Raw genomic sequence first — 26,972 nt, forward strand, 5'->3', positions numbered from 1 at the left:
CTCGGTTCACCACGTTTCAGAATGGCTATTGGCAGGTTGCCCGCTCAATAGCGGCTCCCAGCAGCGCACCGCAGCGCATTCCTGGGCACGCTCGATCAGGCACAGACGCTCAGCGCAGCGACTTGATGGTCAGGTCCAGCGCATCCTGGCCCTTTTCCTTCTGCAGCAGGCGCGCCGGGACCGGCAGATCCTTGACCACCCACGCAATCAATTCCTTGTCGCCGTCCACGCGCGAGACCTTGGTGGCCTGCTCCTGCTTGCCGTTGACGGTGATGGTTTCCTTGCCGACCACCTTATAGCTCATCGGCTTGATGCGGCCTTCGTCCACCATGCGGTAGTTCAGTGGTTTGCCGGCGGCCAGATCGCGCGTGATGGCCAGGTTGATCAGCAGCGCGTCCATGTCGCCGGGCTGCAGTTTCACCGGCCCGCGGCGGTCCGGCTTGATGTCGCCGCCCCAGGTCGCCTGACTGGTCTTCCAGTCGTAGTTGGCGGTGACATTACGGCGCTTGACCATCATCGACGAGGTGTCGTTGCTGCTGACCGGACGCAGTTGGCCATTTGCTTCTTCGAACACCGTGCTCTGGGTCAGGTTGGCCAGCTGGTTCTGGATGGTCAGCGTGTAGCGCCACTGGTTGGCGCCGGCAGCGGCCAGGGTCATGGTGCCATTGGCTTGCATGCCCATGTAGTTGGCCGAGTAGTCGGCCTGGAATGGCTGCATGGCCAAGGCAGGCAGACTGGCCAGGGCCAATGCGGCGGCGGCAACGATGGCGCTGGGACGGGGGAGGGTTTTCATCGATCAGGCTCCTTGGTATTCGACCAGGCGTAGATCGACCTGATCCTCACCTTTGTCACGTTGGAGGATGCGCACCGGGGTGGGGACCCCGTTGGCGATCCAGAGGATGGTTTCGTTGTCGCCACCGTTGACGCGGTACACGCGCAACGCGTCGTAGCTCAGATCGCCCACCTGCACCACCTCGGTGGCGTCGGCTGCGCGGTAGTCGTATTTGCGCACCTTGCCTACGTCGACATAGCGATAGCTGAGGTTGCGCCCGGGTTGCGCGTCGCGCATCAGCGACAGGTTCAGCGACAACGCGCTTTGGTCGCCGTGCTGCAAGGGGATCGGCTGCTGGCGATCTTCCTTCAGATCACCGTTCCACTGCGCTGTGCCGGCCTGCCAGTTGTAGACGCCGGTGACCTTCTTGCCGAAGAACACTGCCTTGCGCACCGTGCTCTGGCTTAGCGGCACATATGTGTCGCCGTCCACGCGGAACACCGTGCTCTGCTCCAGGTTCAGGCCCAGGATGCTGGCGAAGCCCTTGCGGCCACGCACCGACATGTCGATGCGCCACTGGCTACCCTCGCCGTGGCTGACCTGCATGGTGGCATCGCCTGCTTCCTTGCCACGGTAGAACGCCTGGTAGGTCGCCACGAACGGTTCCAGTGGCGGCGGTGTCCAGGTGCTGGCGGGCAGGGCTGCGGGCGGTGTCGGCGCGGCGCCTGGAGTTGTGACCGGAACGGGCGCCGCTGGCACAGGCGCGGCGGGCGCCTGCTGCGCACGGCCGGGGCCGGCCTCGGTCAGCAAGGCGACAGTTAACAGCGCGGCGGCGATCGGGATGACGTTCATGCGCTGGTGGCGGGCACGGAGGCCGCAAGGATGTCCGAGACGGGATGAGGGGGATGTCTTCCGCATTCAGGCGAGTGCGGTGTTTGCGGACTCTAGTCGCAGTGGCGTAAACAGGCACTGACCGTCGATAAGTACGGTGTCGCCGTGCACCGCGACGCGGCCACTGGCAAGCAGCTCCAGCGTGGCCAGGAGCAGCGGGTGCTCGCGCGCCAGCACCCGCGTGGCCAGTTGTTCGGCACTGTCTCCGGGCAGGACCGGCACGCGTGCCTGCGCGATCACCGCGCCGGCATCTAGCTCCGGCACCACCAGATGCACGCTGGCGCCATGCTCTGCATCGCCGGCTTCCAGCGCGCGCGCGTGCGTGTGCAGGCCGCGGTATTTGGGTAGCAGCGAGGGGTGGATGTTGAGCATGCGCCCGGCGAAACGGCGCACCAACGGCTCACCCAGGATGCGCATATAGCCGGCGCAGATCACCCAGTCCGGCTGCGTGGCGGCGATGGCATCGCCCAGCGCGGCATCGAAGGCGGCGCGGTCGGCGAAATCGCGCGGGCTGGCGCACCAGCGACGCGCCGGCTCGACTTTCTGCAAGGCCGGCGCCTGCGGGCGATCGGAAAATACGCCGACCACCTCGGCATGCAGGCGTCCGCTGGCGATCGCATCGACAATGGCCTGCAGATTGCTGCCGCGGCCGGAGGCCAGCACGGCCAGGCGCAATGGGGCCTCAGGTGCGGGCATTGGAGAGTAGGCTCACAAACGTCTCAAACCGCAGCGTTGCCGGCACCGAACAGAGCCTTCACCTGCGGACGCAGCAGCACCACCAGCGTAAACACACCGACGACGGTGCCGAACGGCATGAACGAGCAGGAGATGCCGGCCACGATCAGGCACAACAGATGCCGCCTGCGCTGGGCGATGCAACGGCCGGCATAGGCGATGAACCCTGCCAGCGTCAGGCCGCAGCAGATGAACGCTGCCGCGAACACCACGAAAAACCAGCCGAACCAGCGCGGGTCCATTGGCGGCGCGTCCGGGCTGGTGCTCTCCATGGGCAGATGGCCAGTCACGATGGCAAGGCCCATGAACAGATGGATCAATGGAAACAACGAAAACAACCCGGTGATGCCGGCCAGCACGTAGTGGAAGATCGACAGCAGCTTGAGCTGCTGCAGATCTTCGGCGCTGGCAGCGGCAGTGGCAGTGGAAGGGCTGGCGATCGGGGACGCGTCCATGCAGGTCTTCTCTCAGCCAATCCGCACGCGCTCGTCGCCATGCGCCGGCACCACCTGGCCGATGCGCCAGTGCGCCAGCGACTGCGCATCCAGTGCCTGCTCCAGCGTGGCGGCCTGCTCGAGCGAGGCGATCAGCACGAAGCCGATGCCGCAGTTGAAGGTGCGCCACATTTCGGCATCGGCCACCGCACCTTCGCGCTGCAGCCAGGCAAAGACCGGCGGCAGCGTCCAGGCGGTGGCGTCGATGTCCAGACCCAGGCCTTGGGGTATCACGCGGATGATGTTTTCGGTCAGGCCACCACCGGTGATATGCGCCATCGCGTGGATCGCTTCACCGTGCGACTTCAGCAGCGACAGCACCGGCTTGACGTAGAGCGCGGTCGGCGCCATCAGCGCATCGATCAGCTTGGTGCCATCGTCCAGCACATGTTCGGCCGGCGCGCCGGCACGCTCGTAGATCTTGCGGATCAGCGAATAGCCGTTGGAATGCGGGCCGGAGGAGGCGATGCCGATCAGCACGTCGCCGTCGCGCACCTGCGCGCCATCCAGCAGCTGCGATTTTTCCACCGCGCCCACGGTGAAACCGGCCAGGTCGTATTCGCCCGGCGGGTACATGTCGGGCATTTCGGCAGTTTCGCCGCCGATCAGTGCGCAACCGGAGAGCTCGCAGCCACGCGCGATGCCGCCCACCACCGCCGCGGCGGTGTCCACATCCAGCTTGCCGGTGGCGAAGTAATCCAGGAAGAACAGCGGCTCGGCGCCCTGCACCAGCACGTCGTTGACGCACATGCCGACCAGGTCGATGCCGATGGTGTCGTGCCGTCCCAATTGCTGAGCCAGCTTGAGCTTGGTGCCCACGCCGTCGGTGCCAGAGACCAGCACCGGCTCCTTGTACTTGCCGGACAGGTCGAACAGCGCGCCGAAGCCACCCAGGCCGCCCATGACCTCGGGCCGGAAGCTGCGCTTGACCAGCGGCTTGATGCGTTCGACCAATGCATTGCCGGCGTCGATGTCGACCCCTGCGTCGCGGTAGGTCATGGGCGAGGGGCTGGAAGGCGTCTGGCTGGTCACGGGCGGGGGTGGCTCGGCGGTAAAGGCGGCGATTTTAGCAGCCACGTTGGCGCTAGCGCCCCCATTCGGGCAACAATTCACCCGGATACGCTTATGTCATGGAACCGTCGATGCGCCGCAGTCTCGCTTTCTTTCTCGCCCTCGTGGTCGCCATGCCCGTTGCTCCGGCCTTTGCGCAAGCAGATCTGCGCACCGAAGGCGACGTTGCCAAGGCGCAAAGTGCCTACGACGCCGAAGTGCCGGTCAATAGCCAGAGCGAATCCGATCGCCCCGGCGCACTGGCACGTGCGCTCGGCGCCGTGCTGGGCAAGGTCTCCGGCGACCGCGCCGTGATGAGCCGCCCCGGCGTTCCGCAGGCGCTGCGCAACGCGCCGAACTACGTCGAACACTACGACTACCGCCAGGATCAGGGCACCTCGCGCACCGGCGCGCCGACCTTCCGTACGACCCTGGTGGCACGTTTCCGGCAATCGGATGTGGATGGCCTGATCGCCGCGCTGGGCCTGCCGGTGTGGCCCTTGCCGCGGCCCAAGCCGGTGCTGTGGTTGGCCATCGACGATGGCAGCGGCCCACGCCTGGTTGGCGTGGCCCAGGCCAATGCCGCGCGCAGCGTGCTGGACCGTGCGATCGAACGCGGCTACCGCCTCGGGCTGCCGAGCGGCGCCGCCGCCGAGCAGGCGCTGGCTGGCGCGATCTGGCGCAAGGACACCGCCGCGGTGTCGCGCGCCTCGGCCAAGTACAGCCCACCGATGCAGTTGATCGGCAAGCTCTACCGCAACGCCGCCGGCTGGACTGCCGATTGGGTCTTTGTAGACAACGGCAATGTGCTGTCCAGCTGGACCAGCAGCGACGGCGATGCACGCCGCGCCATGGCGGCCGGCGCCGACGGCGCCGCCGATGCGCTGGTCAAGCGCTACGCCAAGCGGGTGGATTCGGGCGTTCCCGGTGTCTACCGCGTGGTGATCACCGGCATCGGTAGCGCCGACGACTACCTGCGCGTGTCGGCCGCGCTGCAGGGCGTCTCGGTGGTACGCAGCATCCGCCCGGTCAGCGCCAATGGCGACCGGATGGAACTGGACCTGGAATTGCTCACGGGTATTTCCGGCCTCAACCGTATGCTCGGCGACAACAGCCCGCTGGTCTCGGTCTCGGTACCGACCGAAGGCCCTATCATTCTCGAAAACGAGCACGCCGAGTACCGCCTGAAATGACTTTGACTCCCGAAGCCGAAATTGCCCTGTTCCTGCGTCGCCTCAAGTGGGCGGCGGTGATTGTCGGTGTGTTGTGGGTGGTCTCGCTGCTGGCGCCGATCCTGACCCCGTTCGTGCTGGCGCTGTTGCTGGCCTGGCTGGGCGACCCGCTGGTGGATCGCATCGAACGTGCCGGACGCTCGCGGAATGTCGCGGTGATGCTGGTCTTCGTGCTGGCGACGCTGCTGTTCGTGCTGGCGCTGATGATTCTGGTGCCGATGATCGAGCGCCAGATCATGACCTTGATCGATGCGCTGCCGCAGATGCGCAACTGGGCGATTGGCACGGCCATCCCGTGGCTGGAAGCCAAGACCGGCATGCAGCTGATGGCCTGGCTGGATCCGGAGCGCTTGATCGACTGGATCCGCAGCCATTGGGAACAGGCCGGTGGCGCCGCCAAGACGCTCTTCGGCTACGTGTCGCGCTCGGGCTTTGCGATGGTGACCTGGGTGATCAACCTGGCGCTGCTGCCGATCCTGGCGTTCTACTTCCTGCGCGACTGGGATCGCCTGGTCGAACGCGTGGCTGCCGTCATCCCGCGCGCCTACATTGGTACCGTGAGTCGCCTGGCACAGGAATCCAACGACGTGCTCGGTGGCTTCATCCGTGGCCAGTTCCTGGTGATGCTGGCGCTGGGTGCGATTTACGCCACCGGTATGTCCATCATCGGGCTCAACCTGGGCCTGTTGATCGGCATCATCGCGGGCTTGATCAGCTTCATTCCGTACCTGGGCGCGACCACAGGCATCGTGCTGGCGCTACTGGCAGCCATCGTGCAGGCGCAAGGGCTGGATCTGAAATTGCTGGTCGGCGTGGGTGTCGTGTTCACGGTGGGCCAGCTGCTGGAAAGCTACGTGCTCACGCCGCGTATCGTCGGCGACAAGATCGGCCTGCACCCGGTGGCGGTGATCTTCGCGGTGATGGCCGGCGGCCAGTTGTTCGGCTTTCTCGGGATGTTGCTGGCATTGCCGGTCGCGGCAGTGGCCAACGTGCTGTTGCGCTATGCGCATGAGCAGTACACGCGCAGCGATCTGTATGCGGGCGAGCGCGCCGGCATCGTGCTGCAGTCCACGCCCGAGCGCAGCGTGATCATCGACCCCAGCAAGGACCCGGACCGGTCGTGAGTGTTCCGCAGTTGCCGCTGGCGTTGCGCGCGCCACCCGATCAGCGTTTCGACAGTTACATCGCCGCGCCCGACGGCCTGCTTGCGCAGTTGCAGGCGCTGGCTGCGGGGCATGTGAGCGATTGGTTGTATCTCTCCGGCCCCGCCGGCACCGGCAAGACGCATCTGGCGCTGTCGCTGTGCGCCGCCGCCGAGCAGGCCGGGCGCACTCCCGCGTATCTGCCGCTGCAGGCGGCCGCCGGCCGCTTGCGCGATGCGCTCGAAGCGCTGGAAGGCCGCGGCCTGGTCGCTCTGGATGGCGTGGAAAGCATCGCCGGCCGACGCGACGACGAAGTGGCGTTGTTCGATTTCCACAATCGCGCGCGCGCGGCCGGCATCACGCTGTTGTACACCGCGCGACAGATGCCCGATGGGCTGGCGTTGGTGTTGCCGGACCTGCGTTCGCGGCTGTCGCAATGCATTCGGATCGGGTTGCCCGTGCTCGACGATGCGGCACGCGGGGCAGTACTGCGCGACCGCGCGCAGCGTCGCGGCCTGGCGCTGGACGAAGCGGCGATCGACTGGCTGCTGACCCACAGCGAGCGCGAACTGGCGGGGCTGGTGGCCTTGCTGGATCGTCTGGATCGCGAATCGTTGGCCGCAAAACGCCGCATCACCGTGCCATTTCTGCGGCGTGTGGTAGCGGGGATGCCGGGACCCGAATAACGCAGAAGCGAAGCGGGTCGCGGTGCAGTTGTGCCGTGTGTTGGATACGCTGCGGTGGATCGGCGGCAGGTAATGCCCACGCCCTGGCGCGTCAGCTTTTCTCGGGTCCCGCCAGTTCCCCCTGCAGCGCGGCCAGCCGCTGCGGCGTGCCGACATCGGTCCAGCGTCCGGGGTGGTGGATGCCATCGATCAGGCCCTCCGCCATCTTTGCGCGCAGGATCGGCGCCAGCGCAAAGCGCGGCGCAGTACCAGTCTGTTCCGGCAACTGGCCAATGACCGATTGCCAATCGCGCAGCAGCGCTGGTCGATACATGCCAATGCCGGAATAGGTGAGCGTCGCGGGCAGATCTGCGCGCACCTTGCCATCCGCATCCAGCGCGAAGTCGGCGCGCGCTGCGTAGCTGGGGCGGTCGACCAGTACCAGCTGTGCAAGTCCTGCGGGTACCTGCGGCAGACGGGAAAAATCGAAGTCCGTCCAGATGTCGCCGTTGATCAGCAAAAAGGGCGCATCGCCTAATAGCGGCAGCGCATGCAACATGCCGCCGCCGGTTTCCAGCGGCGTGGTCCCTTCGTAGGAATAGGTCAGCCGTAGACCGTAGGCGCTGCCGTCTCCCAACAGCTGCGGAAACTGCTCGGCCAGCCACGAGGTATTGATCACCGCCTCGTCCACGCCCAGCGCCGCCAACTTGCGCAGATGCCACACGATCAACGGCGCACCACCGACGGACAGCAGTGGCTTGGGCGTGTGCTCTGTCAGCGGGCGCATGCGCTCGCCGAATCCTGCCGCAAAGATCAGCGCCTTCATGCCGTGGCCTGCTGGGCACGCGCAGCCAGCGCGGGCTTGATCACCTCGTCAAGCAGGCCGATTAACGGCGCAAGCTCGGCGTAGCGCGGCAGCACTTCGTCCAGATACGCCATGAAACGCGGCACATTGTCCAGATACCAATGCTTGCCATCGCGATGACTCAGGCGCGAGAAAATCCCCAGGTTTTTCAGGTGGCGCTGCACGCCCATCCAGTCCGCATCGCGCAGGAACTGCGCCAACGGCGGTACCGGTAATCCAGCCGTTGCGGCACGTGCGTGATAGTGCTGCAGCCAGCTGTCTACGCGAGCGATCGGCCAGCTCACCGAAGTGTCCTTGAACAGGCTGATCGGGTCGTAGGCAATCGGGCCGATCACGCAATCCTGGAAGTCCAGCACCGCCGGGCCATCGGGCACCGGCATCAGATTGCGCGGCATGAAATCGCGGTGGGTGAACACGCGCGGCTGGGCCAGCGCGTTGTCCATCAGACGGCGCTGCACCAATTGCAACTGCTCGGCATGGGCGCAGTCCAGCTGCACGCCCAGGTGGCGGCCTAAAAACCACTCTTCGAACAAGCCGGCATCGCGTTGGAGCAGCGCCTCGCCAAACACGCCACTATCGGCAGGTGGGGGAATTCTTTGCAGCAGCAGCAGCTGGGCAATCGCGCCATCCAGCAAGTCGTCGGCGTTGGCGTCGGTGAGCACCTGTGCCAGCGTCGGAACGCCCAGATCCTCTAGCAGTAAAAAGCCCGTTTCCAGATCCTGCGCAAGCACCTGAGGCACGCGTACCCCATGGGCGCCCAGAAGTGCATGCATGCGCAGCCAGGGCGCCACGTTTTCCAGCTGTGGCGGTGCATCCATCAAGATGCGATCCACGCCACGCCCGCGCGTGCGCCAGTAGCTGCGAAACCCCGCATCGACCGATGCGCGCTGCAGCGAAGCGTGTGGATCGTCGAGCGCTTGTTGTGCCCAATGCAGGCGAAGCGCATCGCGCGCAGGATCCGGATGAAGTGACGTCATGAAGAGAGAAGGCGTAGTGGAGTGATGGATAGACGCAGCAGAAACGCGTTGAAACGCTCAGCGCTTGCTGCCACTGAACAACCGCAATAACGCCAGGATGGCAATCGCGCCGAGTAGCGCGCCAAGGAAACCGGCCGGCTCGCCCGCGCGGTACCACCCCATGTAGCGGCCAAACCAGCTGGCGACCACGGCACCGGCAATGCCCAGCACGATCGTCAGCAGGCAGCCCAGACGTTGGGTACCCGGCGTAATGAAACGCGCCAGCAGCCCAACCACAAAACCGACCAGCAGAATGTAGAGCCAGCTGTCGCTACCAAACAGATGATTCATCGCAGCACCGAAGGTGGACGGGATCGGCAGACTAGCATTTCGGATGTCGCTGCCTCACGCAGCGAGCATTGGAGCGCGCGGGCCGATGCACTGCCTTCAGCATGACATGGTCATCGGCTCCTGCTACCAAGCGCTCATGGTTTCGGGCAGTGAATCCCGGGAAGTTGTCTTCCCGCGCAAAGAAGTCGTCTTTCGATAAACAAACCCCTGCGGGAACGCTTGCCGACTTGGGTGTGCAAAGAACGCCAGTTCTGCGCTGGGCAATGCGCGCCAGGCACGTCCCGAAGAAGAGCAACCGATCTCCCCTCTGCCAGCGGCAGAGGGGATCGGGTAAGGATGCGGTCCAGGCAGTACGTGGAGCCCGGCGGCCAGGTTGCGCCAGAAAGCCTGAGCGCCAAAGCGGGTCAGCCCGACGACCACGGCGCACCCGCTCATCCCCACTTAAAGCGCAGCCCCACCTTTCATGAAATCGATGCGCGCCAACCGCACGCATCGATGAAGCCACAACTCAACAGCAACCATGCCCACCATGACGGGTGCCGCTATCGGCCGCCACCGGCGAGCCGCTGGTTTCGCCGCGCAGGCAGGCGGCGTGATGGTCGGCAATCACCTTCGAGACGCAGGCAGTCACGCGCTTGCCCATCGGGATGTGCAGGAACTCGTTGGGGCCATGCGCATTGGAATGCGGGCCAAGCACGCCGGTGATCATGAACTGCGCGCCGGGAAACTTCTCGCCAAGCATGCCCATGAACGGGATCGAGCCGCCTTCGCCCATGTACATCGCCGGCTTGTCGAAAAAAGCCTGGCTGGCGTCGTCGATCGCCTTCTCCAGCCATGGTGCCATCGCCGGTGCATTCCAGCCGGACGAGGCCTTTTCCAGCTCGAGCGTCACCTGCGCGCCATTGGGCGGGTCGCGCAGTAGTGCGGCCTTGAGCAACTCGCCGCAGGCCTTGCCGTCAGCCGTTGGCGGCAGTCGCAGCGACAGTTTCACCGCGGTCTGCGGACGCAGCACGTTGCCGGCCGACGCCAGCGGCGGCTTGCCATCCACACCGGTAATCGACAGCGCCGGGCGCCAGGTGCGGTTCAACACCAATTCGGTGAGGTCCTCGTGCATCGGCACCAAGCCATCGACCATCGGGAACTTGTCGAAAATCGCGGTATCCAATGTGGCAGCGGCGGCCTTCGCTTGGGTCAGCCGCTCGGCGGGCACCTCCACATGCAGGCCATCGAGCAGGATGCGGCCGGTGGTTTCGTCTTCGATGCGGGACAGAAGCTGGCGCAGCAGGCGGAAGCTGGACGGCACCACGCCCGACGCATCGCCCGAGTGCACGCCTTCTTCCAGCACTTTGACCGTCAGGTTGCCGCCGGTCAGCCCGCGCAACGAAGTCGTGCACCACAGCTGTTCGTAATTGCCGCAGCCCGAGTCCAGGCACACCACCAGCGACGGCTTGCCGATGCGCTCGGCCAGATGGTCCACATAGGCCGGTAGATCGTAGCTGCCCGATTCCTCGCAGGCCTCGATCAACACCACGCAGCGCGCATGCGGCAGGCCCTGGTTGCGCAGTGCCAGAATCGCGGCGAGAGTAGCCGCACATTCTACGCCCGCCTCGGGGGGTAGGTATTTCCCTACAAGGCGGCGCGCAGTTCACCGGCTGTGTGAAAAGTTCGTTGGCGATAGGATTGCTGCATGTGGCGCGGGACACTGGCTCCGCCGGCAGGAATGCTGGCTAGGACCATCACCCAAGCCACAAGGAGCGTTGCAATGAAGTCATTTACCGTAGTCCTGAAGTCCCTGCTACTGGCGTTGTTGTTGTCCTCGAATGCGTATGCGCTCGACAAGGTCGATATCAACACCGCGTCTGCTGAGGAATTGGACAAGGTGCTGATGAATGTCGGGCGATCAAAAGCCGAGGCAATCGTCGAGCACCGTCAGGCAAACGGTCCCTTTAAAAGTGCCGAGGAACTGGCACTGGTCAAGGGCATCGGACTCAAGACGGTCGAACGGAATCGCGACCTGATCGAAGTTGGAGCCACGATGGCTCCAGCCAAGAAGGCTGCCAAGGGGGCGGCGGTGAAACCGGTGGGACGGCGTTAAGGGGAAGGGATCCGAGATACGGTTCGACGCGAGGATGCGTGGCCGCAACCTAACTGGACAGGATGTCTGGGGGATGGCTGGAAGCCGACAAGGACGTGGAATCGCCCGGTGTTGCACTTGGATGTGCAGCCGGGCGTTTTTCGTTTTTGGCCTGTGAAGATATTGGGATCGCGCATCGCCAAGGTGTTTTGAAGTGGACAGCAAAACTTGGTGGGCATTCTTCAGGCTGAGTGGACTGCTTCAAAGCCTCCAAGTGTTCGAGTGACTCATGCGTACCAAGTATTGGTAGAGCCCGCCTTGCGATGGGTCGTGGCGTCAGCCCGCCGCTTGATGTTCAGGTCACTGGCTATGCGTCTTGCCGATAAAGACAGACGAAGCGGCAAGATACAGCCTGATCTCGGGGCGTGAGCTTGAGGCACAATGCGCCGATGCAGCTGACAGACCTGAGCAGCCGGGTGATCCCGGCCAATGAGTACCGCCGTGAGCGGTGGCGCAATCAGTTGGGTTGGACGCGGGAGATCCTGCGTGTGGGCGATACAGCGCAGTGGGCATTGCGGCTGTCGATTGCCGAAATCGAGCAGGATGCCGCGTTCTCGGCATTCCCGGGCATCGATCGTGAGTTGGTGCTGCTTCGGGGTCATGGCATGCGTTTGACGTTCGGCAGCGGCGATGCTGATGTCCAAGCCGCAACCAAAGCCAAACCCAAAGCCGAAAGCCATATCCATACCGGTGCTAGTGAGATTGCCAGCGCTCGTGCGACCGTCGGTGCCGAGAATGCCGGAGCCGAAACCGAAACCGCTGCGGGCGCCTGGAAGGGTGTTGGTTCAGACGCGAGTGGCGCAGAGAGTGTTGGCGAGCATGCTGCTGTCGATGGATCTTTGAGCGCTGGTGAGCGCCTTGTTGCAAACGCTTCGCGCAGCAGGCGATGGGTGGACTTAGTACCGCCCTATCAACGCGTGCGATTTGCCGGCGAAGAGGCGGTTGAGGCAGTGCTGCTGGACGGTCCTACCCAGGATTTCAACCTGATGTGGCGGCGCGATGTGCTGCAGACCGAGCTGCTGCATCGTCCTCTGGTCGGCACCATGTTGTTCTTTGCCGACCCAGGTAGCGCCTGGGCGATTCATCTGCTTGCCGGCCAGGCCAGTTTCGGGCGCGACAGCGGTTTGCCGCCGTTGGCGGCTGGCGATACCGCGTGGTTGAGTGCAGCGACGCGCACCCGTTACGTACTCGACGGTGGCGGCGAATTGCTGGCGATTCGGGTGAGTCCGGTCTAGGGCCTTCTTCACGTATCTGCGAGCAGGGCGCGCCTCCTGGCACGTGCCCGGATGCATTCGTGTCAACGCAGACAAGCGACGGCATCGCTGTGCCACCTGGCTAGGGAACAGTGCAGGCGCCGCGAGTGGTTCCGGCAATTCCAGGGGGAAACCAATGAGTACCATCAGCTCGGTCGGAGCCGGCTACGCCGCCTACGCGTCCTATGCAAGCCGCAGTGCGACCACCGGCAACGCCGCATCCGCCGCACAGGCGGAAAAAACCAATCCGCTGACGCAGTTGTTCAAATCCATCGATAGTGACAGCGATGGCAGCCTGACCGCCTCCGAGCTATCGACCGCGCTGTCGTCCAATAGCAATGACGACGGCAAGATCGACATCGACGGGCTGCTGAGCATGCTCGATCAGGATGGTGGCGGCACCGTCAGCGAGAGCGAACTGGCACAGGCCTTGTCGCCGCCTCCGCCACCGCCGGGTGAGCAAGGACAGGATGTGCAGTCGTTGTTTGCCGGCCTGGACAGCGATGGCGACGACAGTGTCAGCAGCGGTGAATTGAGCACGCTGGTCAATGGCGACAGTACGTCGAGCACGCAGCTGCTGGACCTGCTCGACAGCGACAAGAGCGGGGCGCTGAGTCTGCAGGAACTGCAGGAAGCGATGCAGCCACGCGATCCGCCGCCGCGACCGCCGTCATCGGCCGATGCATCCAGCAGCGACGGCACACAGCAGGCCTATGCAGCGTTGATGCAGATGGCCGTGGGGCAGTACCGCAGCGTTGGCGGCAGCGCGACAACGAGCAATCTGGTCGATCTGGCAGCGTAATGCGGTGATCGAGAGAGAATGGGGAAGCCGGAGCGCGGTCCTGGATCAGCCGGCGCGTCTAGCGCGCAGCCACCGCAAGCAGGGATGTTGCGGATTTCAGCAGCAGACGCGCTGCGGGTATCTGCGTAATCGCTTTGTTGAGCGCTTTTGGCGGTGGCGCGTGCGATGGTTCAGTACACGTCGCGGCGATAGCGCCCGCTGCCCAGCAGTTCCTGGCTGACATCGGCTCCGAGGATGCAATCCAACGTGCGGTCGAGTTCGGGTGCCATGCCGCGCAGACTGCCGCAGACGTAGATACAGGCATCTTGATTGATCCAATGACGCAGGCGGTCGGCGGCTGCGGCCAGTGCGTGTTGGACGTAATGCGGTGGCTGCGGTTGATCGCGCGAGTAGACAAGCTCCAGGCGTTCGATCCAGCCGTCCTGGTGCCACTGCTGCAACTCGTCGGCATACAGCGCGTCGTGCGCGGCATTGCGTTCGCCGAACAGCAGCCAGTTGCGCCGCGCGCCGGCTGCGATGCGTGCACGTAGATGCGCGCGCAGACCGGCGATGCCGGTGCCGTTGCCGATCAGCAGCATCGGCTGGTCGGGTGCGGGCGGGTGGAAGCCGGGGTTGCTGCGCAAGCGCAGCGCGATGGGCGCGCCTATCTGTGCATGGACGCAGAGCCAGCCGCTACCCAGCCCCAGGCTGCCGTCGGCGTGCCGATGCTCGCGCACCAGCAGTTCGGCATGGCCTTCCTCGGGGATGGAGGCAAGCGAATAGTCGCGATGGGGCAGGGTGACCAAACTGCGCACCAACGCATCTGCGTCCAGTGGTGAAGTTGTGCCTGTTGCTGTTCCCGTAGCTGTATCAGTGCCTTTACCTGTGCCCGTAGTTGGGTCGATTCTGACTTCGGCATCGGCATCGGCATCGGCATCGGCATCGGCATCGGCATCGGCATCGGCATCGGCGCCAGCCCTAGCACTAGCACTAGCTCTGAGGCTGGCACCGGTATCCACATCGATACCGAGAGCGGCATCGGTATCGACAGGAAGTTGCGCGCCGCCGAGCCAGTCGAGCAGGGGGCGGCCGTCGATCTGCTGCGCGCCATCGTAGTGGTTACGCCGCAGCCAGGACTCGACCGCATCCGGGGTGTGACGCGGTGCGATCTCCGCGATATCGCCTGCGCTCCACTGCGGCAACGCGCCATCGCATGGCGTCAGGCGCAGTCGGTAAATCGGCGCACCCGCACTGCCGGGATTGACGTGGACACGTTCGCGTAGCTGCCAGGTGGTGTAGGTGGGCAGGCTCCAGTCGGGTTGCGTCGCCATTGCGGGCGCCAGTTCCGCCAGACGGCGTTGCCAGTGCTGCAGGGCGTTCGGGTCAGCGTTATCGACCTCGATGCGTTCGAACAGGCGAGTGGCGCCGCGCGCCTGCAGGCGATCGTCGAGGCGTCGGCCGAACGCGCAGTAGTGCGCGTAACCACGGTCGCCAAGCGCCAGCACTGCGTACTGCACCGCCGTCAGATCCTGCGCGTGGTCGGCACGCCAGGCGCGCTCGGCGGCCTGCGCATGGTCGGGCGCATCGCCTTCGCCGGTGGTGCTGACGATGCACAGCAGCCGCGGCACGCGTGCGAGTTGATCGCTATCGACGGCTTCGATCGGCAGCGCATGCGCGCCGACGCCAGCCGATTGCAGCGCGGCAACGCTGCGTTGCGCCAGCTCACGCGCAAATCCGGTCTGGCTTGCCCAGACGATCAACACGCCGCTGGCGTCTGCGCGTTGTGCGCCGACGCGCTTGCGGGCACGCAGCAGCACGACCGCACACAGGCCCACATACAGCGCCAGGCCGAGTGTGGCCAGTTGCCAACGATGCGGCGTGGGTGGGCTCCACCATGCGCCCTCATGCAGGCCGGCCAGCCAGCCGACGATGACCGCAAGCGCCAGCAGAACCAGCCCGTTGCCCAGCCACACGCGTGAGGTGGCGCCGCTCATGACGCGGACAGGTGGCGTTCGAATGCCGGGCTCATGGATTCGAGCAGGATGCCGTCCTTGCGTGCCAGGAATCGCACGGCCAGTTCCGCCTTGCGTGCATGGGCAAGACCGGCATCGACGCCAAGCACGGTCATCGCGGTGGCCCAGGCATCGGCCTGCATCGCATCGGGCGCGAGTACGGTGACCGCCGCAGGGGCATGCGGAACGGGCGCGCCGGTGCGTGGGTCGAAGGTGTGCGTATAGCGTGTGCCGTCGGCATCGAAGCGGTGCCAGCGATCGCCGGAGGTGGCGGCCGCCAGGCCGTCCAGCGCCAGCACGCGTGGTGGTAGTGCGCTGCCGGCGTCTTCGTCGGGGGCGGATTCGACCAGCACGCGCCACACGCTGGTATCGGGCTTGCGTCCGTAGCCGAACAATTCGCCGCCGACCTCGATCAATGCACTGTCGATACCCGACTGCAGCAATGCGCGATGCACACAGTCCACACCGAAGCCCTTGGCGATGCCGGACAGATCCAGTGCCACTGCGCCTGGCTGCAGCACACGCTTGCCATCCAGCTGCAGGCGTTGCCAGCCGCAACGCAGGCTCGCCAATGCGATCGCCTGCGCTTCCGGCACACGCCGGCGCGCGCCGGCGGCGCCGAAGCCCCATAGCTCGATCATCGGACCGACGGTGGGGTCGAAGGCACCCTCGCTGGCCTGTGCGATCTCCAATGCTGCGCTCAGCACTGCGTGGAATTCGTCGGGCAGGTGATGCCAGCTGCCCGCCGGTGCGCGGTTGTAACGGTTGATATCCGAATCGACCTCCCAGGTACTCATCTGCGCGACCACGCGATCCAGCGCGGCCTGGATGCACGCATGCAAGGGGTGCAGATCGCGTCCGCGCGGCGCCACCAGCTTCACGCTCCAGGTGGTGCCCATGCTGCGGCCGCCGAGCGTGGCAATGGCGTGGTCGGCGGAAGACGATGCGGGCATGGACGGGTCTTATGAAGATGGGGCGGCAGGATGCACGCTGCGTGTGCTCCTGCCGCGTGCCGGCAGATTACTGCGGCAGCACTTCCAGCGTGGCGACATAGCCCAGGCGACGTTGCTTGGCCTGCGGCAGCGAGGTGGTTGTGTCTTCGCTGGTGGTTTCCAGCCAATACATGCCGGCTTCCGGCCAGGTCACGCTGAAGCCACCCTTGGCATCGGTCTTGAGCTTGATCTCGTTTTGCGCATTCCGGTAACGGGTGCCGCCGCGCACGATGTCGATCTCCAGCCCGGCGGCCGGTTTGCCGTCCAGCTGCAGGGTGAACTGCGCGGGTTCGCCGGCAACCAGATCGTTGGGATGGGTCACCGGAATCAACTCGATGCCCTTGCCGGCGGGCTTGAAGACCGTGGTGGTCGGCGCACCGCGGGTGACGAAGGCTTCCACCCGATTGAAGGACTGCGAGACCTGTAAATCCTGCGCGTTCTTTGGCACCTCGGTGGCGAAGCGGGTTTCGTCGCCACGCCAGCGCTTGGGCTTGCCGTCTTCCTTCCAGCTGGCGAACAGGCCTGCATTGACGATGGCCAGCTTGTAGGTGCCGGGCTGGGTGAGCTGCAGGTCGAACACGCTGCGGTACTTGCCGGTCGCCGGGTTCTCCGGCGTGAGCGCACTGCCATCGGGGGCGGTGATGCTCAGGTTATCCAGTCGCAGCGGCACGTGGTTGAAGTAGAACAGATCGTTGGACACTGCAGCATCCACGGTGATCCACGGCGCATCGCCAGCGATGACGGTCTGCGACGGCAGCAACCAGGCCTTATGAGCAAGTGCGCTGAGTGGCAGGCTGGCAAGCAGGCTAATCAGGACGAGCGAGCGTTTCATGACGACTCCTTGAAAGACGATGACAACGATGGGACGCACGTGGAATCAGGGCGAGACTGCAGCGCTGTCTGCATGCATGGAAAGCGCCGGGTTTGAAGCAACACGCCTTGCCGCCATGCGGCAGGTGTGACCTGCGGAAACAGTGACGTGCTGGAGAGCACCGCCAACGCCAGCGCAGCGTTCAGGGCTTTGCAACCAGGATGATCGCACCGAGCTCGCTGCTGCCGCTGGCTTTGGCTGTCTGCGCGGAGGTCGCCGGCCAGGTGAAAGGCACCTTGACCAGCTCGCGGCCGCCAACTTCGCGTGCGGCTTCCACCACCAGCGTGTATTGCCCAGCCGGCAGCGACTTCAATGCGCCCTTGGTGTCGGAAAACGACAGCGCATGCGCGCCGGCCGGCCGGGTGGGGCCGGTGACACCGTCGACCGGCACGCTCAGGGTGCGGCCGCTCTTGCGCCACCACTGGCGCAGATCCGGCAGCCATTTGGTGCCGTGGCCTTCGGCGGTGTCCCTGGATTGATACCAGACCGCCAGATTGGCGGCGACCTTCTGATCGGCACCTTCCAGCCAGATCGCGACATACGGGCGGTGGTATTCGGCGACGTTGAGCTTGGGGATTTCGACGTTGATGTCGAGCGTGACCGCATATGCCGGCATGGCGAGCAGGCCGCTTAAGGCGATGGTCAATGTGGCGCGCATGATCGTCTCCGGTAGAAGGATTCAGTGGACCAACAGCAGGGCAAGCAACAGCGGAATCAGCAGGCCCAGGCCGACCAGCGGCCAGGTCATGTGTCGCTGCCGTGCATGCAAGTGAAGAAGAAACAGGCCGGTGATGCAGAACACCAGGCAGGCGATCGCAAAGACATCGATGAACCAGCCCCAGGCCGGCCCGGCGTTGCGACCTTTATGCAGATCGTTGAGATAGGCGACCCAGCCACGCGATGTGCGCTCGTATTCGATTGCACCCGTTGTACGGTCAAGGCTCAGCCACGCATCGCCGCCTGGGCGGGGCAGTGCGACATACACCTCGTCGGCCGACCATTCTCCGTTGCGTGCGCCGATGCTGATGTCGAGCTGGCGCGCCAACCATTGCGCCACACGGGGCGGCAGCGGTGCATTGCCGTCCTGCCGCTTGCCCAGCGTGTGCAGCAGGGCAGGCGGCAGCGTCAGCGTGCGTTGCTCGGTCGATGGGCTGGCTTCGATGCGCGCGGCGTGATTCAAGGTCAGCCCGGTGACCGTAAACAGCAGCATGCCGATCAGGCACAACGCCGAGCTGATCCAGTGCCACTGATGCAGCATGCGCAGCCAGAAACCGCGACGTTGCTGCGCGCTGGCGAGGTGAGCGTGGTCTGAGGTGGACATGCTGCGCTCAGGCCATAACGTCAGAAACGCGAGGCTGCAACTGCCGCTGCCGTGCAGCCACCTCGTGCAGCAGGGCGCGCAGGCGCGGATGGCGCGCGCGGGCCAGCAGCGGGGCGAGCTGTTGCAGAAAACCGGCGTGGCCACCTGCGATGGCGCGGCGCATCCACTGTTCTGCGTCATCCAGCTCGCCGCTGTCGGCGAGCAGGGTGGCGTAGCCGGCCTGACCGCGGAAATCGCCCGCTTCGGCAGAGCGCCGGTACCACACGCATGCGGCCAGGGGATCTGCAGCGCAGGCCAGGCCCTGGTCGAGATAGCGCGCCAGGAAGTTCATCGACTTGGCATGACCGGCTTCGGCCGCGCGGCGGTACAGCGCCAATGCCTGCGTGTGGTCCTGCGCCACGCCGCGCCCGGAGGCGTACATGTGTGCCAGGTTGTACATGCCCCAGACCAGGCCATGTTCGGCGGCGTGGCGATACCACAGCACGGCCAGCACATCGTTGCTGGCCGTGCCGAACCCGAGCTCATGGCAGCGGCCCAGCTGGTTCATCGCCTCCGCACACCCTGCGTTGGCGGCCACTTCGTACCACAGCATCGCTGCAGCCGGATCTGCGGCAATGCCGCGTCCTTCGGCGTACATCTGCGCGAGCAGCACTTGTGCACTTACGTCATGGTTCGCAGCGGCTTTGTGCAAGAGCGCACGTGCCTGTTCCGGCTGCGTGCGCAGCAACGCGCTCAGCTGCGTGATGTCCAGCGCCGGCTCAGACATCGGCCCATTGCCGCAACAGGTTGTGATACACGCCAGTGAGCTGGATCAATGAGGGATGCCCGGGCGTGTCCTGGGTGAGGCGGCGGATCGAGACATCCAGTTCGAACAACAGGCGGCGCTGCGCAGCGTCACGCAGCATGCTTTGTGTCCAGAAAAAGCACGCCACGCGCGCGCCACGCGTGACCGGCATGACCCTGTGCAGACTCGTGCCCGGATAGATCACCAGATGCCCGGCCGGCAGCTTGACCGACTGCGTGCCGTAGGTGTCTTCGATGACCAACTCGCCGCCGTCGTAGCTGTCCGGGTCGCTGAGAAACAAGGTGGCGGAGACATCGGTGCGCACGGGATCTGCGCCGCCGCGACTGCGGTCGTAGCGGATCGCATTGTCGACGTGGTAGCCGAACGACTGCCCGCCGCTGTAGCGATTGAACAGCGGCGGATAGATCCTGCGCGGCAGCACTGCGGAAAAGAACGTGCTGCTGCGCGCCAGTGCCTCCAGCACCAGCGCGCCGGCCTCGCGTGCAACGGCGCTGTCTTCGGGCAACTGTGCGTTGTCCTTGGCCTGTGCCGACTGGTGGCCGGCGGTGATGCGGCCGTCTGCCCAGTCGGCCACGTCTAGCTGCGCGCGCAGCTGGCTGAGCTGCGCGGGGCTGAGCACATCGGGAATGGGCAGCAACATGCGGTGGTCTCCACGTCGCCCGCGCAGCGCGCACGGCGTGCCTGAGGGTTAGAAGCTGAAGGTGGCGTTCAACACTGCCGAGCGGCCGTCCCCCGGCAATGCCCAACCGCTGCCCGCCGTGACGGTTCCTGCGGCATTGACAGTGAGGTTGTTGCGGATGCTGGTGTAGTAGACCTTGTCGAACAGGTTGTTGACGTTCAACTGCAGGCTGAGCCACGTGTTGACGCGCAGGCCGACCATGGCGCGATGCACCCAATAGGCGTCGGTCTTGCGGTAGACCGCGGTCGAGGTGTTGTTCGGGTAGAAGCTGCCCTGATAGTTGACGCCGTAACCGAAGGTCCACTGGTTGAGCTGGTAGGTGGTCCACAGATTGCCGGCGTTGCGCGGGGTCTGCACCAGCTCGCGCCCGGCGATGGGGTCGCCTGTCAGGCTGGCGGTGCGGTTGGACACGCTCTGCAGCACTTCGCTGTCCAGGAAGGTGTAGTTGGCGAAGATGGACCAGCGGTCGGTCAGGTAGCCGGCCGCACCGAGTGCGATGCCGTCAACGCGCGCCTTGCCGTCCAGCACCTGTTCCGGGACCAGCGGATCGCCGCTGTTGACCTTGTAGTTCTCGCGTTCGTTGCGGAACACCGCAGCGGTCAGCGCCAGGCGCTCGTCCAGCGCATCCCACTTGCCGCCCAGTTCGATATTGACCGCGGTTTCCGGTTCGACATTGCAGTTGGCGCCCACGGTGGAGGTGGCAATCGGCGTGCACGAGCCGTTGACCGAGGCTTTGGAAGGCGTCTTCGCATTTGCATAGGACAGGTACAGGCTGGCGTTGTCGACCGGCTTGAACACCAGGCCGGCGCGATACGAAAACAGATCGTCCTTGCTGCCGGCGGGGAAGCCTGCAGCCACGCCGGTGATGCCGCCGGTGGCGTTGACGGTGTAGGTGGTGGTGTCGCCTTCGTTGTGCTCGTAGCGGCCACCCAGGTTGAGCATCCATTGCTCGTTGAATTGCAGCGTGTCGAACAGGTACACCGCCTGGTTGGTCAGGCTGCCCTTGCTGCGGCCGGTGCGAAAATAGTTCTGCGGGCCGGTCCAGATGTTGTACGGGTTGTCGAACGACTGCAGCGGGTAGGTGATGCCGGTGGTGGAGCCGTCGGCATTGCGGAACAGCGAACCGCTATCCAGCTCGAAGTCTTCCTTGCTGAAGGCGACGCCGGCGACGACGCGATGTTCGATTGCACCGGTGTGCAGCGTGGCGGTCAGGTCGGTCTGGCTGTGCGCGATGAAGTTTTCGGTATCGCGCACCAGTCCGCGCGGCCCGCTGTTGGGGCTCCAGGTGGATGGCGGCTGGCCCACGCACGCGCGGCCGGTGTAGGCGTTGGTGTTGTCGGGCAGGCACCAGGTGCCCTCCGGAGCAGTGGCGGTGGTGCGCTGATCCACGCGCTGCAAGCGCGCCAGGCTGCGCAGTTTGACGTTGTCGTCGAAGTCCATTTCCAGCACGCCGGTGAGCATGTCCACGTCGATCTCCTGACGCGCCACATTGCGATAACCGTAGTAGGTTTCGCGGTCCACGCCCGGAAGCTGGCCATCGTTGAACGGGCTGAGCGCGAAGGGCACGCCGTACTGCGGCAGGTTGTTGTCGTGCTGGTGCAGATAGCTCAGCGTGAAACGCGTGTCCGAGCCCAGGCCGAACGCCACCGACGGCGCAAACCCCCAGCGGTGACGGAATTCTTCATCGCGGCCCGGCACGTCCTGGGTGTGGCCCATCGCATTCAAGCGCACGGCAGTGCCGTTTTCGAAATCGTAATTGCTGTCGGCAGTGAGGCGGCCGTAACGGTCGCTGCCGCCGCCGATCATGACATTGGTGAAGTTGCCCTGGCCGGCAGTCTTGGTGACCAGATTGATGTTGCCACCGACCGAGCCGGCGCCGGACATGGCCGAGTTGGCACCGTTGATGAGCTCGACGGATTCGAGGTTGAAGGTGTCGCTGCGGCTATACTGCGCGCTGTCGCGCACGCCGTCGGTGGTGATGTCGCTGCTGGCGGTGAAGCCGCGCAGGTTGATGCTGTCGCCATAGCCGCCGCCGCCTTCGCCCGCGCCGAAGGTGATGCCGGGCAGGGTGCTGAGCACATCGCGCAGCGACAGCAGATTCTGCTGGTCCATGGTCTGCTTGGTGACCACGGTAATGGTCTGCGGCGTGTCGCGCAGCGCTTCTGTGTACTTGGGCGAAGAGGGCTTCTGCGCACGTTCCTGCTGCACCCGGATCGCATCCAGATCCACCGCCCCTGGAGGCGCCGACACATCGTCGGGCTGGGCGAAAGCGGGGGCGGACAGCGTCAGCAACACGGCCGAAGCGAGCGGGGAAATGCTAGGCGTCATGGAAGGTCTCAAAGAGGAGGCGAGGCTCCCACCTGGCGATGGCTCGGCGGATGCGGGATGGAATGCGTGGAGGCTGCGCCGGCTAACCCGAAGCGCTGCGCCGACAGTCGCCCAAGCCAGGCAAGCTGAAGCGCTGCGCGAGGGCGCGCAGGCGGAGCGAACGAGCGGGGCGGGTGTCGAGCAGGACTGGTTGCATGGGGTCGCAGACAGGCCAGTTGTTAAGAAGGTCTTAAGGATGCGATCTTAAATGCAAATCATTCTTCTTTGCAATATTTACCTGTCGATGGCAGACGCTGCCACGCGTGGCGCCCTGGAGCGCTGGCCGCCGCAATGCACTGCGTCAGCGATCGTCGCGGGTCCAGATACCGTCGTGTTCGCGCTTGACCGGGAACTTGGGCACGGCCGTGTAGGCAGGCGCGCACAAGGGGCGGCCGTCGCGGATATCGAAGCGCGCGCTATGCAACTGGCATTCGATGGTGCCGGCAACCGGATCGAAGCTGCCGGGCGACAATTCGTAGTCTTCGTGGCTGCAGCGGTCTTCCAGCGCGTACAAGGCGCCATCGAGGTTGAACACCACGATCGGCGTGTCGGTGACCTCGTCCCAGACGGTTTGCATTTCACCGGGCAGCAGCGCATCGCTGGCACAGACGAAAGTCCAGGTGTCGCTCACGGGGTTGGCCCGCCCAACTGCTTTTCCAGCACTTCAAAACGCAGATCCTGGCGCAGCGGAATGCCGAAGCGCTCGTCGCCGTACGGGAAGGGTTTGACGATGCCGGTGCGGCGATACCCACGGCGTTCGTAGAACGCGATGAGTTCATCGCGCACATCGATGACGGTCATGCGCATGACCGTCAGCTGCCATTGGCTATGTGCGAGGCGCTCGGCTTCGGCCAACAGCGTCTTGCCGAGCCCGCTGCCCTGCAACGAAGGATCCACCGCTAACATCCCGAAGTACCCGGCGCCGTGGTCATCGGCGATATGCGCACAGGCCACCAGCCGCTCATCCTGTTCGACCACCAGCACCAGGCTGCGTTCGCGCAGGAGATCGTCGCGCAGCACGGCCGGATCGATACGCGCACCCTCGAGAATATCGGCCTCGGTGGTCCAGCCCACGCGGCTGCTATCGCCGCGATAGGCCGAGGTCACCAGCAGGACAAGGGCGTCGATGTCAGCGACGGTGGCGGTGCGGAAAGTGGTGGTCTGCATGGAGGCAGTTTAATCGGGAATGGGGAATGGGGAATGGGGAATGGGGAATGGGGAATGGGGAAAAGCATGTGCTGCTCGATGAGCCATGTTCCATGCATCGAGCGTTACCGGCGTTCGGGAGAACCGCTCTTCCGATTCTCCATTCCCGATTCCCGATTCCCGATTCCCATCAGCCCAACAGTCGACGCACCTTCATCAACGCGGCGACAAAGCGCTCGATTTCGTCGTGCGTGTTGTAGAACGCCAGCGACGCGCGGCAGGTGGCGGCGACACCGTAGTACTGCAGCAGCGGATGCGCGCAGTGTTGGCCCGAGCGCACCGCGACGCCTTCCAGGTCGAGCAGGGTGGCCAGGTCGTGCGAGTGCGCACCTTCGATCAGGAACGACACCACCGCGGCCTTGTCGGGCGTGGTGCCGAAGATGCGCAGGCCATCGATGCGTTGCAGCTCTTCAGTGAAATGGGCGAGCAGTTCGGCTTCGCGTGCTTCCACGTGCGCCAGCCCGAGCGACTCCAGGTAATCCACCGCCGCACCCAGGCCGACGAAACCGGCGATATTGGGCGTGCCGGCTTCGAACTTGTGCGGCGCATCGTTGAAGACCGTGTTCTCGAAGCTGACTTCCTTGATCATCTCGCCGCCGCCCAGAAACGGCGGCATCGCCTGCAGATGCTCGCGACGTGCCCACAGTGCGCCGGTGCCGGTAGGGCCGCACATCTTGTGCCCGGTGATGGCGTAGAAATCGCAGCCGATGCTGGCCACGTCGATGCGTCGATGCGGTGCCGCCTGCGAGCCGTCCACCATGGTGACGATGCCGCGCTTGCGCGCTTCGCGGCAGATCTCGCGTACCGGGTTGACCGTGCCGAGCACGTTGGACACGTGGGTGATTGCCAGCAGCTTGACGTCCGGGGTCATCGCCTTGCGCAAGGCATCCAGATCCAGCGCGCCATCGGGCGTGATTTCGGCCACGCGAATGGTGGCGCCGGTGCGCTGGGCCACCAACTGCCACGGCACGATGTTGGCATGGTGTTCCATGCGCGAAATCAGGATCACATCGCCGGCGCCCAGCCGCGGCAATGCCCACGAATACGCCACCAGATTGATTGCAAAGGTGGTGCCGCTGCACAGCACCAGCTCATCGGCGCGGACGTTGAGAAAGCGCGCCAGCTTGCTGCGCGCGCCCTCGAACGCGTCCGTCGCCTCGCTGCCGAGCGCATGCACGGCACGGCTCACGTTGGCATTCTGGCGCCGGTAGAACTCGTCGGTGGCGGCAATCACCTGCAGCGGCTTCTGGCCGGTGTTGGCGTTGTCGAAATAGATCAGCGGCTTGCCATGCACCTGCCGCATCAGCAGCGGGAAATCCAGGCGCACACGGTCCCAATCGGGCGCTGCGCTGGGCGGAATGGCCGGCATGTTCATGCCACGCCTGCCGAATTCAATGCACGGTCCAATTGCAGTGCCAGCACGGCACTCAGGGCGGCTGGCAGCACGCGCAAGGGCTCATGACAGAACGCGGCGCTCAGCAGGCGCTGCGCTTCTTCCTGCGGCAAGCCGCGCGAGCGCAAGTAGAACAAGGCGTTGTCGTCGAGCTGGCCCACCGTGGCACCATGCGCGGCCTGTACCTCGTCGGCATCGATCACCAGCACCGGCTGGGTGTCGATTTCGGCGTTGGACGACAGCAGCAGATTCTTGTTGGACAACCGTGCATCGGTGCCGTCGGCACCTGCGCGGATGCGGATGCCCCCATGGAATACCACGCGGCTGCGGTCCGCGCCCACACCGCGCCACACCAGCTCGCAGGCGGTGTCGCGCGCGATGTGCTCAATGCCCAGGCGCGTGTCCACATGCCGGCGGCCGTTGCCGAGCAGCACGCCATTGGCGGTGAGCTGGGCGTTGTTGCCTTCCAGCCGCACGTTGAGCTCGTGCCGCGACAGCCCGGCACCCAACTCCAGGTCCACACGCTGGTAGCGGGCGTCGCGTGCCAGCACCGCCTCGGTGCGCAGCAGCGACGTCGCATGTGCGCTGCCGGCTTGCACGCGCGCGTGCGACAGTGCTGCACCCTGGGCCAGATGCACATGCATCACGCTGTTGGCCAGATGCGCGGCATCGCCCACGTGCAGATGATGCTCAACCACCTGCAATGCGGCGCCGGCACGCAATTCGATCAGATGGCGGTGATGCCAAGACAGATCCTGCTCGCCGGCCACGCCGACGAACACCAGATGCAGCGGCAGCTCGATCTGCGCGCCGGCTTGCACGCGCACCAGCACGCCTTCGTCGGCAAGCGCAGCATTCAGACGCGCAAAGACTTCATCGCTGCCGTCGAAGCGGCGGCCCAGCAACTGCTGCGCCTCGTCGCTTGCAGCCAACGATGCAGACAGGGTGTCCAACTGCACGCCTTCCGGCAACGTGGACAGATCGCTGAGCGCCTCGGATGGGCGGCCATTGACGAAGACCAGGCGTGGCGACGGAATGTCGTCCAGCGCGGCGGCATCCACCAGCGTGGGCACCAGCGGGGCAGGCTGAAAGCTGCGCCGTTCCAGCTGCCGCAACGAGGTGTATTTCCAGGCCTCGGCACGCGGGCCGGGCAGGCCGGTCTGCAGGGCGGCATCGAGCTCGGCGCGGCGTGCGTCACTGCCGCAGAAACCGCGCGCCAGGGAATCGAGCAGGGCGCTCATCAGGCGGCAACCTCAGGCACGACGCGGTCCTTCAGGAAGTGGTAGCCGTGCTTTTCCAGCTCCAGCGCCAGTTCCGGGCCACCGCTCTGCACGATGCGGCCCTCGGCCAGCACATGCACCACGTCCGGCTTGATGTAGTCGAGCAGGCGCTGATAGTGGGTGATGACCAGGAACGAACGCTCGGGCAAACGCAGCGCGTTGACGCCGTCGGCCACGCTCTTGAGCGCATCGATATCCAGGCCCGAATCGGTCTCGTCCAGGATGGCGAGCTTGGGCTCGAGCACCGCCAGCTGGAAGATCTCGTTGCGCTTCTTTTCGCCGCCGGAGAACCCTTCATTGACACCGCGATGCAGCAGCTCGTCCTTCAGATGCAGCACGGCCAGCTTCTGCCGCACCAGCTTGAGGAACTGCATCGAATCCAGCTCGTCTTCGCCGCGCGCCTTGCGCTGCGCATTGAGCGCGGCGCGCAGGAAATAGGTGTTGTTGACGCCGGGAATTTCCACCGGGTACTGGAAGGCCAGGAACAGGCCGGCGGCGGCGCGTTCTTCCGGTGGAAGGTCGAGAAGATCCTTGCCGTCGAACTGCACGCTGCCTGCGCCGACCTCATAGCCATCGCGACCGGCCAGCACATTGCCCAGCGTGGATTTACCCGCGCCATTGGGACCCATGATGGCGTGCACCTGGCCGGGCTGGATGTCCAGCGACAGGCCTTTGAGGATGTCTTTGCCGGCGATGCTGGCGTGGAGGTTTTGAATGTTGAGCAT

General features: G+C 65.0%; 27 protein-coding genes and 1 pseudogene. 6 read left to right on the forward strand and 22 right to left on the reverse strand.

Translation table 11 applies throughout. The features are described 5' to 3' along the window. Positions 1-109 precede the first annotated feature (109 nt). From LN450_RS08235 to purM, 5 genes are all read right to left on the reverse strand, one after another. Positions 110-793 carry a DUF3108 domain-containing protein gene (locus LN450_RS08235; RefSeq protein ID WP_008572650.1) on the reverse strand — a complete coding sequence of 228 codons (684 nt, stop codon included), beginning with the start codon at positions 791-793 and terminating at the stop codon, positions 110-112. Between the two features lie 3 nt (positions 794-796). Then, on the reverse strand, positions 797-1,624 hold the full coding sequence (locus tag LN450_RS08240) for a DUF3108 domain-containing protein (protein WP_008572646.1): 828 nt from the start codon (positions 1,622-1,624) through the stop codon (positions 797-799). A 66-nt stretch (positions 1,625-1,690) separates the two neighbouring features. Beyond that, positions 1,691-2,359, reverse strand: coding sequence for a phosphoribosylglycinamide formyltransferase (gene purN, locus LN450_RS08245; RefSeq protein WP_011348140.1), 669 nt, complete (start codon positions 2,357-2,359; stop codon positions 1,691-1,693). Positions 2,360-2,382: 23 nt separating this feature from the next. Beyond that, the gene (locus LN450_RS08250; RefSeq protein WP_011348139.1) at positions 2,383-2,853 is read right to left on the reverse strand and encodes a hypothetical protein; all 471 of its coding nucleotides are present in this window, start codon (positions 2,851-2,853) and stop codon (positions 2,383-2,385) included. Between the two features lie 12 nt (positions 2,854-2,865). Next, positions 2,866-3,891 carry a phosphoribosylformylglycinamidine cyclo-ligase gene (purM, locus tag LN450_RS08255; protein ID WP_011348138.1) on the reverse strand — a complete coding sequence of 342 codons (1,026 nt, stop codon included), beginning with the start codon at positions 3,889-3,891 and terminating at the stop codon, positions 2,866-2,868. 131 nt (positions 3,892-4,022) lie between these two features. Here purM and LN450_RS08260 point away from each other — a divergent pair, with 131 nt between their 5' ends. From LN450_RS08260 to hda, 3 genes are read left to right on the forward strand one after another with little or no spacing between them, the layout of a single operon-like run. Beyond that, positions 4,023-5,135 carry a DUF2066 domain-containing protein gene (locus LN450_RS08260; protein ID WP_011348137.1) on the forward strand — a complete coding sequence of 371 codons (1,113 nt, stop codon included), beginning with the start codon at positions 4,023-4,025 and terminating at the stop codon, positions 5,133-5,135. Further along, the gene (locus LN450_RS08265) at positions 5,132-6,298 is read left to right on the forward strand and encodes an AI-2E family transporter (protein WP_008572638.1); all 1,167 of its coding nucleotides are present in this window, start codon (positions 5,132-5,134) and stop codon (positions 6,296-6,298) included. Before LN450_RS08260 ends, LN450_RS08265 begins: the two co-directional genes overlap by 4 nt. After that, positions 6,295-7,002, forward strand: a complete 708-nt coding sequence (gene hda / locus LN450_RS08270) for a DnaA regulatory inactivator Hda (protein WP_011348136.1) — start codon at positions 6,295-6,297, stop codon at positions 7,000-7,002. Before LN450_RS08265 ends, hda begins: the two co-directional genes overlap by 4 nt. 91 nt (positions 7,003-7,093) lie before the next feature. Here the strand turns inward: hda and murU are convergent, their stop codons facing one another. From murU to LN450_RS08290, 4 genes and pseudogenes are all read right to left on the reverse strand, one after another. Next, a complete protein-coding gene (gene murU / locus LN450_RS08275) occupies positions 7,094-7,807 on the reverse strand; it encodes an N-acetylmuramate alpha-1-phosphate uridylyltransferase MurU (RefSeq protein ID WP_011348135.1) in 714 nt (237 codons plus the stop codon). Continuing rightward, positions 7,804-8,823 carry an aminoglycoside phosphotransferase family protein gene (locus LN450_RS08280; RefSeq protein ID WP_011348134.1) on the reverse strand — a complete coding sequence of 340 codons (1,020 nt, stop codon included), beginning with the start codon at positions 8,821-8,823 and terminating at the stop codon, positions 7,804-7,806. The genes murU and LN450_RS08280 overlap by 4 nt, the downstream gene beginning before the upstream one ends. 57 nt (positions 8,824-8,880) lie before the next feature. After that, the gene (locus LN450_RS08285) at positions 8,881-9,153 is read right to left on the reverse strand and encodes a GlsB/YeaQ/YmgE family stress response membrane protein (protein ID WP_005913344.1); all 273 of its coding nucleotides are present in this window, start codon (positions 9,151-9,153) and stop codon (positions 8,881-8,883) included. A 508-nt stretch (positions 9,154-9,661) separates the two neighbouring features. Next, a pseudogene (locus LN450_RS08290) lies at positions 9,662-10,735 on the reverse strand (M20/M25/M40 family metallo-hydrolase); the annotation flags it as partial. A gap of 138 nt (positions 10,736-10,873) precedes the next feature. Here LN450_RS08290 and LN450_RS08295 point away from each other — a divergent pair. The 3 genes from LN450_RS08295 to xopAW all read left to right on the forward strand — a co-directional run bounded on the left by LN450_RS08295 (position 10,874) and on the right by xopAW (position 13,342). Further along, positions 10,874-11,248 (forward strand): ComEA family DNA-binding protein, encoded by a 375-nt coding sequence (locus tag LN450_RS08295; RefSeq protein ID WP_008572623.1) that lies wholly within the window; start codon positions 10,874-10,876, stop codon positions 11,246-11,248. Positions 11,249-11,676: 428 nt separating this feature from the next. Further along, complete coding sequence (locus LN450_RS08300; RefSeq protein WP_011348130.1) at positions 11,677-12,522, forward strand: HutD/Ves family protein; 846 nt, start codon at positions 11,677-11,679, stop codon at positions 12,520-12,522. A gap of 154 nt (positions 12,523-12,676) precedes the next feature. Then, complete coding sequence (gene xopAW / locus LN450_RS08305) at positions 12,677-13,342, forward strand: EF-hand domain-containing protein (protein WP_011348129.1); 666 nt, start codon at positions 12,677-12,679, stop codon at positions 13,340-13,342. 170 nt (positions 13,343-13,512) lie between these two features. Here the strand turns inward: xopAW and LN450_RS08310 are convergent, their stop codons facing one another. The 13 genes from LN450_RS08310 to sufC form a co-directional block, all read right to left on the reverse strand. Continuing rightward, positions 13,513-15,315, reverse strand: a complete 1,803-nt coding sequence (locus LN450_RS08310) for a flavodoxin domain-containing protein (RefSeq protein WP_039418426.1) — start codon at positions 15,313-15,315, stop codon at positions 13,513-13,515. Further along, the gene (locus tag LN450_RS08315; protein ID WP_041855074.1) at positions 15,312-16,286 is read right to left on the reverse strand and encodes an FAD:protein FMN transferase; all 975 of its coding nucleotides are present in this window, start codon (positions 16,284-16,286) and stop codon (positions 15,312-15,314) included. Before LN450_RS08315 ends, LN450_RS08310 begins: the two co-directional genes overlap by 4 nt. 67 nt (positions 16,287-16,353) lie before the next feature. Continuing rightward, positions 16,354-17,157, reverse strand: a complete 804-nt coding sequence (locus LN450_RS08320; RefSeq protein ID WP_011348126.1) for a DUF4198 domain-containing protein — start codon at positions 17,155-17,157, stop codon at positions 16,354-16,356. A 181-nt stretch (positions 17,158-17,338) separates the two neighbouring features. After that, a complete protein-coding gene (locus tag LN450_RS08325) occupies positions 17,339-17,854 on the reverse strand; it encodes a DUF2271 domain-containing protein (protein ID WP_011348125.1) in 516 nt (171 codons plus the stop codon). 21 nt (positions 17,855-17,875) lie between these two features. Continuing rightward, entirely contained in the window at positions 17,876-18,517 is a 642-nt protein-coding gene (locus LN450_RS08330; RefSeq protein ID WP_011348124.1) for a PepSY-associated TM helix domain-containing protein, read from the reverse strand. A gap of 7 nt (positions 18,518-18,524) precedes the next feature. After that, positions 18,525-19,283, reverse strand: a complete 759-nt coding sequence (locus LN450_RS08335; protein WP_011348123.1) for a tetratricopeptide repeat protein — start codon at positions 19,281-19,283, stop codon at positions 18,525-18,527. Further along, positions 19,276-19,962, reverse strand: coding sequence for a Fe2+-dependent dioxygenase (locus LN450_RS08340; RefSeq protein WP_011348122.1), 687 nt, complete (start codon positions 19,960-19,962; stop codon positions 19,276-19,278). The genes LN450_RS08335 and LN450_RS08340 overlap by 8 nt, the downstream gene beginning before the upstream one ends. 48 nt (positions 19,963-20,010) lie before the next feature. Next, positions 20,011-22,329: a TonB-dependent receptor gene (locus LN450_RS08345; protein WP_011348121.1), complete on the reverse strand. Its 2,319-nt coding sequence runs from the start codon at positions 22,327-22,329 to the stop codon at positions 20,011-20,013. Between the two features lie 340 nt (positions 22,330-22,669). After that, positions 22,670-22,999, reverse strand: coding sequence for a non-heme iron oxygenase ferredoxin subunit (locus LN450_RS08350; RefSeq protein ID WP_003487771.1), 330 nt, complete (start codon positions 22,997-22,999; stop codon positions 22,670-22,672). Beyond that, complete coding sequence (locus LN450_RS08355) at positions 22,996-23,535, reverse strand: GNAT family N-acetyltransferase (RefSeq protein ID WP_011348120.1); 540 nt, start codon at positions 23,533-23,535, stop codon at positions 22,996-22,998. The genes LN450_RS08350 and LN450_RS08355 overlap by 4 nt, the downstream gene beginning before the upstream one ends. 169 nt (positions 23,536-23,704) lie before the next feature. Beyond that, a complete protein-coding gene (locus LN450_RS08360) occupies positions 23,705-24,949 on the reverse strand; it encodes a cysteine desulfurase (protein ID WP_011348119.1) in 1,245 nt (414 codons plus the stop codon). After that, entirely contained in the window at positions 24,946-26,208 is a 1,263-nt protein-coding gene (gene sufD, locus LN450_RS08365) for a Fe-S cluster assembly protein SufD (protein ID WP_005913315.1), read from the reverse strand. Before sufD ends, LN450_RS08360 begins: the two co-directional genes overlap by 4 nt. Continuing rightward, entirely contained in the window at positions 26,208-26,972 is a 765-nt protein-coding gene (gene sufC / locus LN450_RS08370) for a Fe-S cluster assembly ATPase SufC (protein WP_011348118.1), read from the reverse strand. Before sufC ends, sufD begins: the two co-directional genes overlap by 1 nt.

Source organism: Xanthomonas euvesicatoria pv. euvesicatoria, assembly GCF_020880415.1.
GTDB classification, from domain to species: domain Bacteria; phylum Pseudomonadota; class Gammaproteobacteria; order Xanthomonadales; family Xanthomonadaceae; genus Xanthomonas; species Xanthomonas euvesicatoria.